Source organism: Pseudomonas sp. GW821-FHT01E05 (genome assembly GCF_059422425.1).
Window position 1 is genome coordinate 266,466 of the sequence record NZ_JBWKWW010000007.1, and the last position, 15,155, is coordinate 281,620.

A 15,155-nucleotide genomic window follows, 5' to 3' on the forward strand; every position below is an offset into this window, starting at 1 on the left:
GGGTGGATGATCGACGAGCCGTTACTGCATGAACCCTTCCATAAACCCCGCCACCCGACTGGCAAACTTGCGCCGCCACGGTGCGGTCTGCGGATTGGCCAGGGTCTGGTCTTCATGGACGAAACTGCGAATGATCGCGTTGTAGCCGAGCCAGCGGCAGGGTTCCGGTTCCCAGGCTTTCAGCGCGCTGAGGCCGCCCTGCTGGATCACCCACGGTTGATGCACCAGTGTGGTGTCGCGTTCGAGAATCAGGTCGGCCAGGGTCCGGCCACCAAGATTGCTCGCGCCTACGCCCTCGCCACCGTAACCACCTGACAAGGCGATGCCGTTGCTGCGATCGCAGAGCATGTGCGGCTTGAAGCGCCGGGACATGCCCAGGTTGCCGCCCCAGGCGTGGGTAATCTTGACGCTCTTGAGCTGTGGGAAGAGTTCGCCGAACAGGTAGCGTCGTAATTCGACTTCGTTGGTTGTCAGGTCAAAGTCGTGGCGCAGTTTCCCGGCGAACTGATAACCCCCGCGCGCGCCGAATACCAGACGATTGTCGGCGGTGCGCTGGCCGTAGGTGACTTGCCGACTGCTTTCACTGAAGGCCTGGCCCTGGCTCAAGCCAATCTCGTCCCAGGTTGCGGCGGACAGTGGCTCGGTGGCCACCAGCAAACTCTGCACTGGCAGTTGATAACGCCCCAACGGTGCCAGCGTCACGGCATAGCCCTCCACCGCGGGCACGATCCAGCGGCTGCGAACCTGCGCCTTGGCGGTGCGCAAACTGCCGGATTGCCAGTCGGTGACCGGACTGTTCTCGAAGATTGTTACCCCCAGGCGCTCGACAGTCCGGGCCAGGCCACGCACCAGTCTGGCCGGCTGAATGGTCGCGCAATGCGCTGCATGGATACCGCCATAAGGTTTGGCGACGCGGATCTGTTGCGCCAGTTGCTCAGGGCTGAGCCAGCGGTAGTCGGCTTCGTTGAGGCCCTGGCTGTAGAGTGTGTCCAGGTAGTGGCGCAGGCTGGCTTGTTGCTCGGGATAGCGAGCTGCGCAATACAGCGCACCGCCCTTGCGGTAATCGCAGTCAATGCCTTCGCGTTCGAGGACGATCTCCACCTCATCAGGAATGCCGTGCAGCAAGTCGAACGATGCCCGGCGTTGCTCGGCTGGCAGATCGCCAAGTAAGCGATCCTCCCCCAGCAGGTTGCCCATCAGCCAGCCGCCATTACGTCCGGACGCACCGAAACCAGCGGTCTGCGCTTCAACGATGGCGATGTTCAACCCGGGCGCCAGACGCTTGAGGTAGTAAGCGGTCCAAAGCCCCGTGTAGCCGGCGCCGATGATCGCCACGTCAACGTCCAGGTCTTGCTCCAGCGACGGCCGGGCAACCAGGGGCTCCTCGAGTTGATCCATCCACAAACTGATAGTGCGCCACGCCGGCATGCAAGACTCCGCAACCCAAAACTAGATGGCTGCGATCCTAGTGCCTGGGTTCAGAGGCTGTCTTGCGCGCGTGCACGCAAAGAAATGTGTTTGGCATAAGCCTTCGGTGACAGGCCGGTGTGTTGGCGGAAACAGCTATAGAAGGCCGAGAGGGAATTGAAACCAGCGGCGAACGCCAGCTCGTCGACCCGCAACGGTGGCGATGCTTTGTCCAGCGCCGCCAACACGTGCTGAAGGCGAGCCTGGTTGACGTAGCGATAGAAGCTTTGCCCCAGCACCTGGTTGAGCAGATAGGAGATCTGATTGCGGCTGTAACCGCACTCTTTCGCCACCCGCTGAAGATCGAGTTCCGGGTCCAGATACGGTTGCTGACGCTCGAAATACTGTTGCAGGTCTTGCGCCATAAAACTCAATTGTCGCGGCGAAAGCCCCAGCCGACTGACCGCCGGGCGCAGGCTGGTAGCGGACTTGCTGGACGGGTGCTCATGCACCAGCGAGGCATACTCGTTGACCCGCCAGATCAGACCGTCACGCACCGTGATGGCTTCGCTGGCGCGAAACGACACCAGCCCCTGGCCGCCACGCAACGTCACCCGGTACTGAATGAACGCGGTATTACCATCCAGACGGATGCGGTCGGAGTGTTCGAGCGCTTCATCCGGATCGCGGGGCATACTGCTGCGCACGTACTCACGCAGCTCAGCCAGACCGAGAATGCGGTTCTGAAAGAAATCGTTGTACTGGACGTCCGGGTGATAGAGCGCCATGACCCCCTCCAGGTCACGGTGTTTCCAGCACAGGTGATAACGCAGCACGGTTTCGCCGGTGGCCTGGGTTTGCAGCGGGCCATCATCATTGGCAGGCATAAAACACTCGATGACAGAAAAACAGAGCTTGCCGAACTTCAGCTTGCGCTTCAATGGCCAATTGATGGCTTGAGATAATGGCGCGTTGTCTTAGACATACCGGGATTTGACCTGCATCAAAGCTTTTCAAAGCAATCGCCAAACGGCCTGAAAAAAACCTCCTGCCTGTCGCGAGTGATGCTACTTTTAAAAGCTCAAAGGTTGGGCCAGTGAAGGCCCTTCCGTTCCTACCGCGAGCTTAAGGAAGTGCTCAACGAACAAGGTGGGCAACACATGAATACGGTCTTTTCCAAGGTCACCTTTCCTAATGCCTGTCAGCTCATGCGCTGGCATTTTCATCCAATGGGCTTCGAGGCCAGCATGGATGCCCCCGACAGCATGATTGCCCGGCTATTCGACCGAGCCAGCGGCGAAACCATGATCGCCATTGCCGGTATCCCTTGTGCAACAGTGATGAACGCCACCGATGTGGAGAGAATAATCGAGGCGGTAGAAGACGAGCTTGAATCGTTCATTCCACCCATGAGTTCAAGAGGTTTTAGTTAGCCATTGAAATCCCGGCTGTAGGAGCAGCCGGTCGACGCTCGATTGCTCGCGATGGACGTTAACGATGACGCGTGTTTACTGGATAAACACGTCGCCCCCAGATCCATCGCGAGCAAGCTCGCTCCTACTCCTGAACCTTCATCCCCCGCTGATCATCGAAGAACGCCTTGCCCCCGGCGATCCGGTCGGAGGCCTTCGGAACATTGGCCGCCTGCACATCCTGACTGTCGACATACCAGTAGCAGTGCTTGACCGCCCGGGTAATACCGACATACGCAAGGCGCAGGATTTCGTCTTTCTGGGCACTGTCATACGGTTCGACATCGCCATCCCTGGCCAGCCCGGCCATGCGATACACCTGGTTCTTGTAGGGTGAACTGGTCAGATGCTGGCAATCGCCCAACAGAAACACTGCATCAGCCTGCAGGCCTTTGGAGCTGTGGTAGGTCAGTTGTTTCAGTCGGCGATCCTCGATTGGCAATCTAGAATCGACATTAACTACAGCCTGAATATGCTCTTCTATCAATAACTTATCGCTACTTTTTCGAAACAACATCAAGACCGAATCGCCGTTTCGATAGTGTTCGACCAAGCGCTTGGCCAGCGCCAGGTCATCTCTATCCATGACCTTCACCGGGAGCAACTCTTTGGGGTCACCGCTGGCCTTGGCCTTTTTCCCGGCAATCGCGGGGGCCGCACGGACAATATGCTCTGCCGCGTCGATGATGTGCTGATGGCTGCGATAGTTATCGCTGAGCATGACCCGAGTGGTACTTGGAGACGGGAACTCCTTGTTGAATTCCATGAAGTATTTCGGCGAGCTGCCACGCCAGCCATAGATCGATTGCCAATCATCCCCGACGCATAACAGCGACGAACGCTGCGCGCCCCGGCCGACATGCATGGCCGGGCCACGGCTGCGGATCTCCCGCAGGCTGGCGCGGATCCAGGAGACGATTTGCGGGGAAACGTCCTGGAACTCATCGATCATCAGGTGCGACAGCGGCCGCAGCAGCTCGTCGCTCAACAGCTTGAAGTTTTCCGGTGAGTGCTCGCTGAACAACGCGAACATGCGGTTATAAGTCATGACCGGCGGCGATTGATCAAGCAAGTGATCCTCCAGCGCCCGCCAGAAGAGGCTCAGGGCCTCGAAAAAAAAGCGATCAGGATCGTCTTTGGCAAAGCTCATCTGGCCCACGGCGGCAGGTACATCCAGCCCCAGGTTCTCGATAAAACCGGCCGCAGCGACAAAGCAATCCAGCAGCGGCGCGGAACCGAGCTCGCCTTTGACCTTGTAATCAAAGCCTGGTCCCGCGCTGGCATCCCCGGCCAGCGACGACAAAACGCGTTTCGCTGAATCATAACTATCAAGCCAAATCAGTGGCTTACGACAGAAAGCTTGAAACAAGGTGCGCTTTACCGCCCATTCCGCGCGGACCGACAGCTTGGCGCCTGGCCGGCTGATCTGTGCATTCTCACGAGGGTCGAAGCCCAGCACGACCCAGGCATCCAGCTCGGCAATATAGCCGTGGCAATGAAATGATGAACCATTGATCTCGAACCTCTGCCGGTCAGGTTCGATGCCTTTGATCGGCCAGGCACCGGCGCGAAACCACAGGTCTTCGATCGTGTCGCAGAGCTCTTCATCACGCTTGGCCGCAAGCTCGGTCACCGCGATGCGCTTTTGCACGTCCGGGTGATCACGCTCCAGTTCCTTGAGCTGCAAGGCGTGCCGGGACAGCGGTTTGATCAATTCGCGGAATCGCTCATCACGGGTATGCAAAGCGTGATAACAGGCATTCAGTTGCTGGCGCTGGGTGTCGTTGATCCGCAGATCGAACGGATTACTGTCAGCGCCTTCATCACCCGGCAGCGAGCGGGCATTGAGGTTCTCGAAAGCCTGCAACCGAGAGAAACCCGGCAGGCTACGGACCATCGGCAAGATTCGTGAGTGGAAGGTTCGCACCACGTCTCGGGCATCCTTGAGGCTCAGCGAGAGCCCCCAAATGGCGAACATCTCCGTCAGCTTGTTGATGAAGTCTTTGCGCGACTCACGGGTGAACGTCACCACCGTCAACGAACCCAGTTCAAAACCCAGGTAATGGGTCAGCAACAGAATGCGCAGCACCAACGAGGTCGACTTGCCCGCCCCCGCACCGGCAATCACCGTGGTCGAGGGTGTGTCGCTGAAGATCATCTTCCACTGCGCTGCACTCGGCTGCGCCTGCGGCGGGAGTAACCGGGTGACATCGGCTTTGATGCGCTTCTTCAGCTCGGCGGTGAGCGGCAAACGCCAGTCATCGAACAGGTTCTCATCGACACCTGGCGCGCGGTGTTCGGTGCAGCGCGTGTCGCGAATCAGCAGAACCTGCCGACCTTCTTCGATGCCCTCCAGCTTGCCTTCTTTGTAGCCGTAATCCACGCCGGCGCTGTGCCCGCTACGAAAGCCGTCGGCCTGGCCATGCAGCCAGGACGCACGGTGCTGGGCGCGCAAGCGATTGAGGCCATGGCCGAAGAACCTGGCGGCCAGACGCTTGAACAGCGGCATTTCGGCCAGTGGTACAAGCTCGGGAGGAAGATCGGGGGTGTGTTGCGGCACGCTGACTCCAGTGTGTGAGGCTGTTGGGCTATGGTCGCTTCATTTGCCGATGACTTCTAGTGAAATGCTTATGCGTCATTGGCTTAAGCGATGAACTGAAAGCTGTGAGGGAGAATTCCTCCTCCAAAACCATCTGTTAATTAGATTGGTTTGAAGTATTTTTTCCGCTTTTTATCGATATTGGCTTGTTGGATGATACTCGCCATCAACCACCGGTTTAGTTCTGCGGCTCAAATGTTCAGCCACATGACGAACCTTTACTGGAGACGATCATGCTTGAACTCAGACCCTTCACCTCCCTGGGCGGCGCTCACCATGGCTGGCTGGATGCCCATCATCACTTTTCGTTCGCCGAGTACCATGACCCTAAACGCATGAACTGGGGCAACTTGCGGGTCTGGAACGATGACGTGATTGCGCCCGGCACCGGCTTCCCGAAACACCCGCACCGTGACATGGAAATCATCACCTACGTTCGTGAAGGTGCAATCAGCCACGAAGATAACCTGGGCAACAAGGGCCGTACCGAAGCCGGTGACGTGCAGGTGATGAGCGCCGGTACCGGGATCGCCCACAGCGAGTACAACCTGGAATCGACCGCGACCAAGATCTTCCAGATCTGGATCATCCCGAATGAAGCCGGCTCGGCACCATCCTGGGGGGCCAAGCCGTTTCCTAAAGGGCAGCGCGAAGGTTTCGTTACCCTGGCCAGCGGCAAGGCCGGCGACGATCAAAGCCTGCGCATACGCGCCGATGCACGCCTGGTGGCGGCCAACCTGAAAGCCGGTGAAAGTGCCGAGTATCGCCTGGACAGCGGTCGTCGGGCGTATCTGGTACCGGCAACCGGAGTCATTGAAGTCAATGGCTTGCGTGCGCAAGCTCGAGACGGAGTTGCGGTGGAGCATGAGCAAGTGCTGCGAGTTACTGCGATCGAGGACAGTGAAATCGTTCTGGTGGATCTGGCTTGATGCTGTAAATGCCAGGCAAAAAAGGGGCGACCGTTTGGTCGCCCCTTTTTTTGTCTGCGCTTGATCGTTCCCACGCTCTGCGTGGGAATGCCGCCCTGGACGCTCCGCGTCCATGTGACGCAGAGCGTCACCGGGATGCGTTACCACGCGGGAGCGTGGGAACGATCAAGCGCCACAGGGCCATCAGTCATTTCGCAGAAATTGCTCCATCCACCAATGTCTGAGCTTCTGCCACCAGTTGCTTGAGATGCTCATCACCGATGAAGCTTTCAGCGTAGATCTTGTAGATGTCTTCGGTGCCCGAAGGGCGTGCCGCGAACCAGCCGTTCTCGGTCATGACTTTCAAACCACCGATGGCCTGATCGTTGCCCGGTGCATGGCTGAGAATGCTTTGAATCGCCTCCCCGGCCAACTGCGTGGACTTGACCTGCTCCGGCGACAGTTTGCTGAGCAAGGCTTTCTGCTCGGGATTGGCCTTGGCATCGACGCGCACCGAGAAGGGCTCACCCAGCTCATCGGTCAGCGCCCGATAGATCTGGCTTGGGTCGCGACCGGTACGAGCAGTCATTTCCGCCGCCAACAGCGCTGGAATCAGGCCGTCCTTGTCGGTGCTCCAGACGCCGCCGTCCTTGCGCAGGAACGAGGCACCGGCGCTTTCTTCACCGCCGAAGCCCAGAGAGCCGTCGAACAAGCCGTCAGCGAACCATTTGAAACCCACCGGCACTTCATACAGACGGCGCCCCAGTCGTCTGGCAACCCGATCGATCAAGCCGCTGCTGACCACGGTCTTGCCCACGGCCGCATCGGCACGCCATTGCGGACGGTTCTGGAACAGATAATCGATGGACACCGCCAGATAGTTGTTCGGCGCCAGCAAGCCGCCGGATGGCGTGACGATACCGTGACGGTCATGGTCCGGGTCACAGGCGAACGCAACGTCGAAGCGCTCTTTAAGGCCAATCAAGCCTTGCATGGCGTAGCTGGAAGACGGGTCCATGCGGATCTGACCGTCCCAGTCCACCGACATGAAGCGGAACGTAGGATCGACCTGGGTGTTGACCACATCCAGATCCAGACGGTAGTGCTCGGCAATCGCTGACCAGTAGCGCACCCCTGCTCCGCCCAACGGGTCGACGCCCAGACGCAGCCTGGCGCCACGAATGGCGTCCATGTCGATCACATTGATCAGATCGGCAACGTAGGTGTTGAGGTAGTCGTGACGATGGGTGGTGCTTGCCTTCAGTGCCTGCTCGTAGCTGATGCGCTTCACGCCAGCGAGCTTGTTGGCCAGCAGTTCGTTGGCCTTGGCTTCGATCCACTTGGTGATGTGGGTATCGGCCGGGCCGCCATTGGTTGGGTTGTATTTGTAGCCCCCGCTTTGTGGCGGGTTATGTGATGGGGTGATGACGATGCCGTCTGCCAGTCCAGAGGTGCGACCACGGTTGTAGCAAAGAATGGCGTGGGAGACCGCTGGTGTCGGGGTGTATTCGTCGCCTTCGGCGATCATCACGGTGACGCCGTTCGCCGCGAGCACTTCCAGCGCGCTGGCACCGGCCGGAGTCGACAGTGCATGGGTGTCGATGCCGACAAACAGCGGACCATCAACACCCTGAGCCTCGCGATACAGGCAGATGGCCTGGCTGATGGCCAGGACATGCCATTCATTGAAGCTCAGCTCGAAGGAGCTGCCGCGGTGTCCCGAAGTGCCAAAAGCCACACGTTGAGTAGCAACTGCTGCATCAGGTTGGCCGGTGTAATAGGCCGTTACCAGTCGCGGGATATCGACCAACAGTTCTGCCGGTGCCGGTTTGCCCGCAAAAGGACTGATTGTCATGCATAACCTCTGGAAAGGATGGTTCAGGGATAGAGGCGCAGTTTACTGGCAGTTTGAGCGCTTTGCGACGTTATCTATCGCCTTGAAATGCTTGCTGGCGCCACTCACTCAAGCAACTCAAGCCTCAAGGCATCCGCCAGATAACCCAGCGCCGCATCCAGATCATGATGACCGTTGAAGGTATGACTCAATCTCAGGCTCTGGGAATGAAGCCCGTGAATGCTGAACAGTTCGCCAGGGGCAACGACGATCCGCTGCTTGAGCAGGCGCTGGAACACTTGACGTAAATCCACCGGCCTTAAACAGCGCACCCAGACAGTGGCGCCACCGGCGGGCACGATGAATTGAAGTGAGTCGGCCAGGCGCTCCTGCAGCCGTTGCATCATGTACCACATACGCTCTTCCAGCATCCGGCGCAGCACCTGTAGATGCTGGTCGAGGCGACCATTGCTGTATAACCGGGCGATGGCTTTCTGGCGAATGGGCGACAAACGGAAAGACCGCAAGAGAAAATGCCGATGCAGTTCGACACTCAATTGGCGTGAAAGCAAATACCCGTAGGGCGCTTCCGGACCAATGATCTTCTCGAGTGTAGAAAACACAATCAACCGGTCAGTGCTGACCAGGTCACGAAAGCGCCATCCGGTTTGTTCAAAAGCCAGCTCACCGTAGATGTCGTTCTCCAGCACCCAACAACCGTACTGCTCCAGCACCTGCGCCACATGTCGCCTGTCGCTCGCCGGCATCAGGCTGCCCATTGGCATACTGATGCCGGAGGACACCATCACTAGACGTACCACTTCGGTCCTCAGTAGATGTGTGAGCGAATCAAGGTCCAGGCAGCCAGTGTCTTGCAGTGGCAACTCGATCACCCGCACACCGGCCGTCTGCAGCAAACGCAAGATTCCCCAGTCACAGGGTGATTCCACCAGCACCGTAGCGCCCTTGAGCCCAATCACTGCGATGAGGATCTCCAACACCCCGCGCAGGTCCGCGCCGATATAGACATCATCGGCATGCCAGCAACGCACCGGGGACGAGGTGTAGCGGGCGGCCAGCGCGGTGCGCAACTCCAGCTCGCCACATGGCTGTGACAGCGACTGAAGCTGACGTGGATACTGGCGCAGCAGTTCTCGCTCCATCAGCAATAAAGGGTTATCCAGAGACAGCAACAGCGCTGGCTCGTCGCCGCTCAACACCAGCATGTCCGGGCGTCTGGCACTGACGTAGACCGTTTCAAGCAAATCATTGCCAATGCTCAAGCAACTGCTGAAAGATACCGGCCGTGCATAGTAGCCAGACTTGGCGATCGAATAGACCCGCCCCTCCTTCTCCAGCAGTGAATAGGCATATTGAATCGTCGAGATGGAGACATTCAGCCGGTCCGCCAGCTGTCGCAGCGAAGGCAATTTGACGCGGACATCGGTGCCCACCTCACCGATCAGGCTGGTCAGATAACGGTACACCGCCTGATAAGCGAAATCGGTTTTTTCGACGCCTTTCACAAGAGATGACACGGCCTGCGTGACGGTACCAGGCATCTGCAGGCGCTTTTGGATGTCCGGCAAGTGCGAACGTGGAAACACATTATTTGACCCTATCAACTCAACCCCCTTCAACGTCCCGCTGACTCTTCGGTCGTCACATCACCACTATCGGAGATGAGGAGTCCTTCCTGGCCTTGATCAGGCTCACCAACGTCTGCCTGACACATGCCGTAGAGCTTGCCAAGCAAGCCGACGGGCAAACCGCTGACATCGACCATCCATTGCATGACCTGCTCCGGCGCCCACTGCATCTGCAGCGCTTTATGTACCTCAGGCATAGCCACGAGCATGCCCGGATGACAACGACGCAGGAAGTTCTCAAGACCTTCCCCGCCGTTGACAAAGGGCGCGAACAGCAGACAAACCAGTTGCACCTCATTCAGGCCCAGCGTTTGTCGGGCATAGGCGTTTGCCTGGGCGCGACGCTCCTCAATCCTTTGCGCACTGGCGTAGGCGCAAAGCACTTGCTCTACCAGGCTTTCGGGCAGGTCCTTATTACGCATCTGGAGCGAAGCCAGTCTCAAGTATTCGGCAACCCCCTCTGCATAACTCAGGCCACGCACAAACTGAGCCTGCAAGCCTCGCATATGAGCCAACAGCAACAGACTGGCGTATTCGCTTTCGCTGACGTGAGAGGTGAACAGATCGAACTGAAAGCCGAGAAACTCGCTGAGCAACCGCCAACGCTCCTTCTGCTTACCACCAACCAATTCATGCAGGCAAATGTATGACACCCGCCGACGCGCCTCATAAGCCACCGCCTGCTGCACGTATTGCTGGTCATTGTCTGCGCATAGCACGCGATAATAGTCCTGCCCAAACGGCTCGAGCGCCCCCAACAGATCATTGAAATCGGGTGCACTGGTGCACTCGGCCGATAACCCGATTTTCTTCGCGGCACTCATGAAACAACTCAGATACTGTCTTTGCTCGAAGGGAGAGTCACCATTGATCAACGTATCGACACCACCGTCCCAGCGAGCCATCACCCCGTAGAAATCACCCATTGATAAATGATAGTCATCGCCAAACGTCGAGCTCCCTTCGCCGTGCGAAAGGTGACCACTGATCAACAGGTTTCGGCAATTGAGTTCACGACCTGTTTCGGAGATTGGCGCCAGATGATTAAAAGGCAGGACATTGCGCGCATCGAGCATCAACGCCTCAACCCGTGGATCGTCATAAACGAACAACGCGCCGTAGCTGCGGTGGATATTGGCCAATGTCTGCGGGCTCATCCAGGCATGGCGCAGGGTAGCGACCCGCAAGTTGAAAGTTGCCGGGGCTCTGCCGGCGAGACTCAGCTGAGCGGCGCGCAGAAAACCCAAGGTGTAGCTGCTGTCCCAGGAACCCGAATGGACCATCAGCACCTTGTGTTTACCGATACGCTCCATTCCGCCGGCAGAAACGACGAGACGCTGGATGAACAGTTGCAATGCCGTTCGTTCTGCGCGGGAGAAATAGCCCAGTAAGCGATGCAGTACTTGCTGATAAACATAGCTCATTGCCTGATCGTGAATTGCACTCATCGTCGTCACACCTGAAATGTATAATCGGTGTCAAGCAGGCCATTGCCAGCTCTGCTTCACCTTCAGTTACCAAACATTAACATCGCGATGAAATATCAGGACTGTCAAAAGGCAAATGAAAGCAAGTTGGGAAACTTCCTACGACTTCCTACAAACAATGAGCACACAAAACAAAGAAGATGCACGCAGGCATTATTGATCGCAACTAATTCAGCTCGCCATGCTTCTTGCAAGTGACGCACAAAACCACGCGCAGCGGGGGGCTTGCGGGGAATTTCGACACAAAAACAAAGCGACCCTTTAACTTCAACCATGACTCATTCCTTGAGACGAAAGTGATCATCCAATTATCAAGGCTTATACAATGATTGGAAGATACAGATTCGTATAAAAAACCAGTTCAGTTGCCAAGCCTTTAGAACACGGGATGTGTGGCATCATTCAAGTTAAACGGCGCAGGGAGCGAATTACTTACGGATATCGGCCTGAGCTGGCACGCGAGAACGGAGAATGCTCAATTAAAATGACTGGACAGGTGAGAACAAACAGGCGGGAGAGTAAAAGTTTCAGCGTGCTTTAGAGAGTACGGGGCCATTCGCTTTGGCCAAAACGTCAGAGCCCGCTGCAACGGACTCTGACGAAGGCAATCAGGCCGGCTCGACCTGAAGGGCAACCCGCACGCGGCATGGGCATTCGTCCATGTAACGATGGGCCTGGACAAACTCATTGAACGGGAAGACCCGAGTCTTGAGTGGCAGCAAAACACGATCCGCAGTCAGTTGATTGATGTCGCGCAATGCTCGTTGCAACGCCACCTGGTCCTGAATGATGCCCAGCTCCGGTTTGCCGGTGAAGTTACCGATGCAATGCACAAAGAACTGAATGTTCTTCTGGAACGCCGCGCAGGCCGGGAACGGTGTCTGGTTGCCGCCTTGCAGGCCATACAACACCAGGCTGCCGCGAGGCGCCAGCACATCACCGAGCAACGACATCTGCGGTCCGCCGAGGCCGTCGAACACAACGTCGACGCCACGACTGTCGGTGTACTTGTTGATCTGCATCAGCAGATCCTGTTCTTCGGTAACGATTACCTTCTCGGCACCGAGCGACAGCAAATAATCACGTTCATCAGCCGTCTTGGTCGCGGCAATGACCCGCACCCCCAACGCTTTACCCAGCTGCACAAAGGATGGCCCGGCACAGTGGCTGGCATCGGTCACCAGGGCAAATTGACCCGGTTTGACCCGCGCCAGATCGACGTAGGCAAAGTAGGCTACCAGCAGTGGCGTGTAATGCACGCTGGCTTCAATCGGGCTCAGTACGTCGGGGTAACGGGTCAACGCCGAACGAGGCAGAACGATCTGCTCACCGTAGACCGGATAATCGTTCGGGCTCTGCGCCGGGAAGCTGGCGACCTTGTCACCCACCGCCAGATCATCGACACCCTCGCCGACAGCCGTCACCACGCCGGCCATTTCATGGCCAAGGCCCGAAGGCAGTCGAGCGTGGGACGACGCCAGATTCTGACGCCAGAGCACGTCGTACCAACTGATGCCAATTGCCTCGACACGCACCTGCACTTCGCCCGGTGCAGGCATCGCTGCCGCATGCTCTTCGCATTTGAGCACCTCGGCTGGACCAAACTTGTGAAAACGGATCGTGCGGGACATCGCAAACCTCGTCAAAGTAACCTCTAATGCCCTGAACTCTATCTGGGCTTTCTGACCAAGACCATCAGTGGCTATTAATAGTCGACATGCCTGTCATTGATTCCGCAGCTCCGGCAACGACGTCAAAATCCGTAGAAAACCGAACCAGCATCGTGGGAAATCTGAATTATCCGGTGCAGAGTACCAGTCTTTCCCCGTAAGATTCATGCTGGTCATTGTTCTCATATGACTGTTCCCGTCAAGTTTGCTGACTCTGCCAGGACCCCAGATGAATCGTAATGACCTGCGTCGTGTCGACCTGAACCTGTTGATTGTGTTCGAAACATTGATGCATGAGCGTAGCGTGACCCGGGCTGCGGAAAAACTGTTCCTCGGCCAACCTGCCATCAGTGCGGCGTTATCACGCCTGCGCGGGCTGTTCGATGACCCGCTGTTCGTGCGCACCGGACGCAGCATGGAACCTTCAGCACGGGCGGTGGAAATCTTCGCCCTGCTCTCTCCGGCCCTGGATTCGATTTCCACTGCGGTGAGCCGCGCCTCCGAGTTCGACCCGGCGACCAGCAACGCAGTGTTCCGTATTGGCCTGTCGGATGACGTCGAATTCGCCTTGCTGCCGATGCTGCTCAAACGCGTGCGCGCTGAAGCGCCAGGCATCGTGTTGGTGGTGCGGCGGGTCAACTACATATTAATGCCGGGGCTGTTGGCGTCCGGCGAGATTTCGATTGGCGTCAGTTACACCACTGATTTGCCGGCCAATGCCAAACGCAAGGTCTTGCGCCGCAGCATGCCGAAACTGCTGCGCGCGGACAGTATGCCCGGAGCCCTGAGCCTGGATGACTTCTGCGCCCGCCCCCATGCACTGGTGTCATTTGCCGGTGACCTGAGCGGATTTATCGATGAAGAGCTGGAGACCCTCGGCCGCAAGCGCCACGTGGTGCTCGCCGTTCCACAGTTCAACGGCCTGGGCACGCTGCTGGCGGGCACCGACATCGTCGCCATGGTGCCGGACTATACAGCCGATGCCCTGACCGCCGCTGGCGGTGTACGCGCCGAAGAACCGCCGCTGCCGGTGCGCAGTTTCGAACTGCACATGGCCTGGCGCGGCTCTCAGGACAACGATCCGGGCGAACGCTGGTTGCGCTCGCGGATTCAGATGTTCTTTGGGGACCCCGATAGTCTGTAACAGAATTCCACTAAATGCCAAAAAACCTTTTATTAACATGGGGTTATAGTGAAATTCAGTCCAAGTCGTCCGTCCAATTCCACTGGATTCCAGAGCTCATGGGGGCATAATTGGGGGCAAATTTCGATTTTTAAAAAACGATGCCCCCACCGATGCCCCCAGATAATGCCCCTGTTTTCAAACGAAAACTCAGCGATGCCTTCATCCGCTCGCTGACCGAACCCGGCAAGCACGCCGACGGCGATGTCCCAGGCCTCTACTTGGAGGTAAGGGCGTCGAGCAAGGCAGGAAAGCCACCTTCCAAGTTCTGGCGCTTGAAGTATCGGCTGCATGGCAAGGAGAACCGCTTCTCGATCGGTGCCTACCCCGACATCGGTCTGAAGGAGGCACGCGACATTGCCCGCGGCGCACGCCGCGACGTGGCCAACCACATTGCTCCGCTCAAAGCCAAGACCGCGAAGATCGAGGCACAGCTGCTCAACGAAGAGCGCACCTTCGAGTATGTGGCCAAGCAGTGGCTAACATTTAAGTCTGCCGAACTGGTCACCAAGTCCATCTCAGGGTTTAGTGGCGCGCTGAGTAACCACATCTTGCCTGCCATCGGCAATAAACCGGTCAGCGAGATCAAGCTGGAACACATCACCACAATCATCACGGAACTGCGCCGCCAGCGCATCATGGCTATGGCTCGGCGCGTACGCACCATCATACGTTCCATCCTGGGTTTTGCCGAAGGTCGAGGCTGGGTGGAGCGCAACGTGGCGCTCAGTAACATCGAGGAGCTAAAGATTCGCCACGTCGTGACTAGCAATCCGGCGATTGAAAGGCCAGCCGACCTGGGCAGATTTCTTCTACGCCTGGATGACTGTAACGACGGCAGCGTTGCCACCGCGATGCGGCTGCTGGTCATGTTGCCAGTCCGCCCTGGCGAACTGGTGCAGATGCGCTGGGGGCTGTGTATGCGCGTGCGCAACTGCTAGTGCAA

General features: G+C 57.7%; 11 protein-coding genes and 1 pseudogene. 4 read left to right on the forward strand and 8 right to left on the reverse strand.

Features of this window, described 5'->3' with window-relative positions; genetic code table 11:
• Nucleotides 1–21: 21 nt before the first annotated feature.
• Both AC07W5_RS17795 and AC07W5_RS17800 read right to left on the reverse strand, forming a co-directional pair.
• The gene (locus AC07W5_RS17795) at nucleotides 22–1,428 is read right to left on the reverse strand and encodes an NAD(P)/FAD-dependent oxidoreductase (protein WP_495010806.1); all 1,407 of its coding nucleotides are present in this window, start codon (nucleotides 1,426–1,428) and stop codon (nucleotides 22–24) included.
• Nucleotides 1,429–1,478: 50 nt separating this feature from the next.
• A complete protein-coding gene (locus AC07W5_RS17800) occupies nucleotides 1,479–2,294 on the reverse strand; it encodes a helix-turn-helix domain-containing protein (protein ID WP_495010807.1) in 816 nt (271 codons plus the stop codon).
• A 273-nt stretch (nucleotides 2,295–2,567) separates the two neighbouring features.
• Between AC07W5_RS17800 and AC07W5_RS17805 the strand changes: the two genes are divergently transcribed.
• On the forward strand, nucleotides 2,568–2,840 hold the full coding sequence (locus tag AC07W5_RS17805) for a DUF1652 domain-containing protein (RefSeq protein ID WP_494994902.1): 273 nt from the start codon (nucleotides 2,568–2,570) through the stop codon (nucleotides 2,838–2,840).
• A gap of 124 nt (nucleotides 2,841–2,964) precedes the next feature.
• On the opposite strand, the gene AC07W5_RS17810 is transcribed toward AC07W5_RS17805, so the two are convergent.
• Nucleotides 2,965–5,439: a UvrD-helicase domain-containing protein gene (locus AC07W5_RS17810; protein ID WP_495023976.1), complete on the reverse strand. Its 2,475-nt coding sequence runs from the start codon at nucleotides 5,437–5,439 to the stop codon at nucleotides 2,965–2,967.
• A 272-nt stretch (nucleotides 5,440–5,711) separates the two neighbouring features.
• Between AC07W5_RS17810 and AC07W5_RS17815 the strand changes: the two genes are divergently transcribed.
• Complete coding sequence (locus AC07W5_RS17815; protein ID WP_494994900.1) at nucleotides 5,712–6,407, forward strand: pirin family protein; 696 nt, start codon at nucleotides 5,712–5,714, stop codon at nucleotides 6,405–6,407.
• Between the two features lie 187 nt (nucleotides 6,408–6,594).
• Here the strand turns inward: AC07W5_RS17815 and pgm are convergent, their stop codons facing one another.
• The 5 genes from pgm to AC07W5_RS17840 form a co-directional block, all read right to left on the reverse strand.
• Nucleotides 6,595–8,241, reverse strand: a complete 1,647-nt coding sequence (gene pgm / locus AC07W5_RS17820; RefSeq protein ID WP_494994899.1) for a phosphoglucomutase (alpha-D-glucose-1,6-bisphosphate-dependent) — start codon at nucleotides 8,239–8,241, stop codon at nucleotides 6,595–6,597.
• Nucleotides 8,242–8,345: 104 nt separating this feature from the next.
• Nucleotides 8,346–9,746 carry an aminotransferase-like domain-containing protein gene (locus AC07W5_RS17825; protein ID WP_495024020.1) on the reverse strand — a complete coding sequence of 467 codons (1,401 nt, stop codon included), beginning with the start codon at nucleotides 9,744–9,746 and terminating at the stop codon, nucleotides 8,346–8,348.
• Between the two features lie 110 nt (nucleotides 9,747–9,856).
• Nucleotides 9,857–11,317: a hypothetical protein gene (locus AC07W5_RS17830; RefSeq protein WP_495023977.1), complete on the reverse strand. Its 1,461-nt coding sequence runs from the start codon at nucleotides 11,315–11,317 to the stop codon at nucleotides 9,857–9,859.
• A 104-nt stretch (nucleotides 11,318–11,421) separates the two neighbouring features.
• Nucleotides 11,422–11,631, reverse strand: a complete 210-nt coding sequence (locus tag AC07W5_RS17835; protein WP_495010810.1) for a hypothetical protein — start codon at nucleotides 11,629–11,631, stop codon at nucleotides 11,422–11,424.
• A gap of 333 nt (nucleotides 11,632–11,964) precedes the next feature.
• Nucleotides 11,965–12,987 carry a zinc-dependent alcohol dehydrogenase family protein gene (locus AC07W5_RS17840; RefSeq protein ID WP_494994896.1) on the reverse strand — a complete coding sequence of 341 codons (1,023 nt, stop codon included), beginning with the start codon at nucleotides 12,985–12,987 and terminating at the stop codon, nucleotides 11,965–11,967.
• 268 nt (nucleotides 12,988–13,255) lie between these two features.
• Here AC07W5_RS17840 and AC07W5_RS17845 point away from each other — a divergent pair, with 268 nt between their 5' ends.
• Nucleotides 13,256–14,170, forward strand: coding sequence for a LysR family transcriptional regulator (locus tag AC07W5_RS17845; RefSeq protein WP_494994895.1), 915 nt, complete (start codon nucleotides 13,256–13,258; stop codon nucleotides 14,168–14,170).
• Between the two features lie 152 nt (nucleotides 14,171–14,322).
• Nucleotides 14,323–15,120: pseudogene (locus AC07W5_RS17850) on the forward strand (tyrosine-type recombinase/integrase); the annotation flags it as partial.
• Nucleotides 15,121–15,155 lie beyond the last annotated feature (35 nt).

Excerpts from the sequence above, each read along its gene's own strand:
- AC07W5_RS17795 (WP_495010806.1), bottom strand. The coding sequence starts at position 1,428 with ATGCCGGCGTGGCGCACTATCAGTTTGTGGATGGATCAACTCGAGGAG.
- AC07W5_RS17800 (WP_495010807.1), bottom strand. The coding sequence starts at position 2,294 with ATGCCTGCCAATGATGATGGCCCGCTGCAAACCCAGGCCACCGGCGAA.
- AC07W5_RS17805 (WP_494994902.1), top strand. The coding sequence starts at position 2,568 with ATGAATACGGTCTTTTCCAAGGTCACCTTTCCTAATGCCTGTCAGCTC.
- AC07W5_RS17815 (WP_494994900.1), top strand. The coding sequence starts at position 5,712 with ATGCTTGAACTCAGACCCTTCACCTCCCTGGGCGGCGCTCACCATGGC.
- pgm (WP_494994899.1), bottom strand. The coding sequence starts at position 8,241 with ATGACAATCAGTCCTTTTGCGGGCAAACCGGCACCGGCAGAACTGTTG.
- AC07W5_RS17830 (WP_495023977.1), bottom strand. The coding sequence starts at position 11,317 with ATGAGTGCAATTCACGATCAGGCAATGAGCTATGTTTATCAGCAAGTA.
- AC07W5_RS17835 (WP_495010810.1), bottom strand. The coding sequence starts at position 11,631 with ATGGTTGAAGTTAAAGGGTCGCTTTGTTTTTGTGTCGAAATTCCCCGC.
- AC07W5_RS17840 (WP_494994896.1), bottom strand. The coding sequence starts at position 12,987 with ATGTCCCGCACGATCCGTTTTCACAAGTTTGGTCCAGCCGAGGTGCTC.
- AC07W5_RS17845 (WP_494994895.1), top strand. The coding sequence starts at position 13,256 with ATGAATCGTAATGACCTGCGTCGTGTCGACCTGAACCTGTTGATTGTG.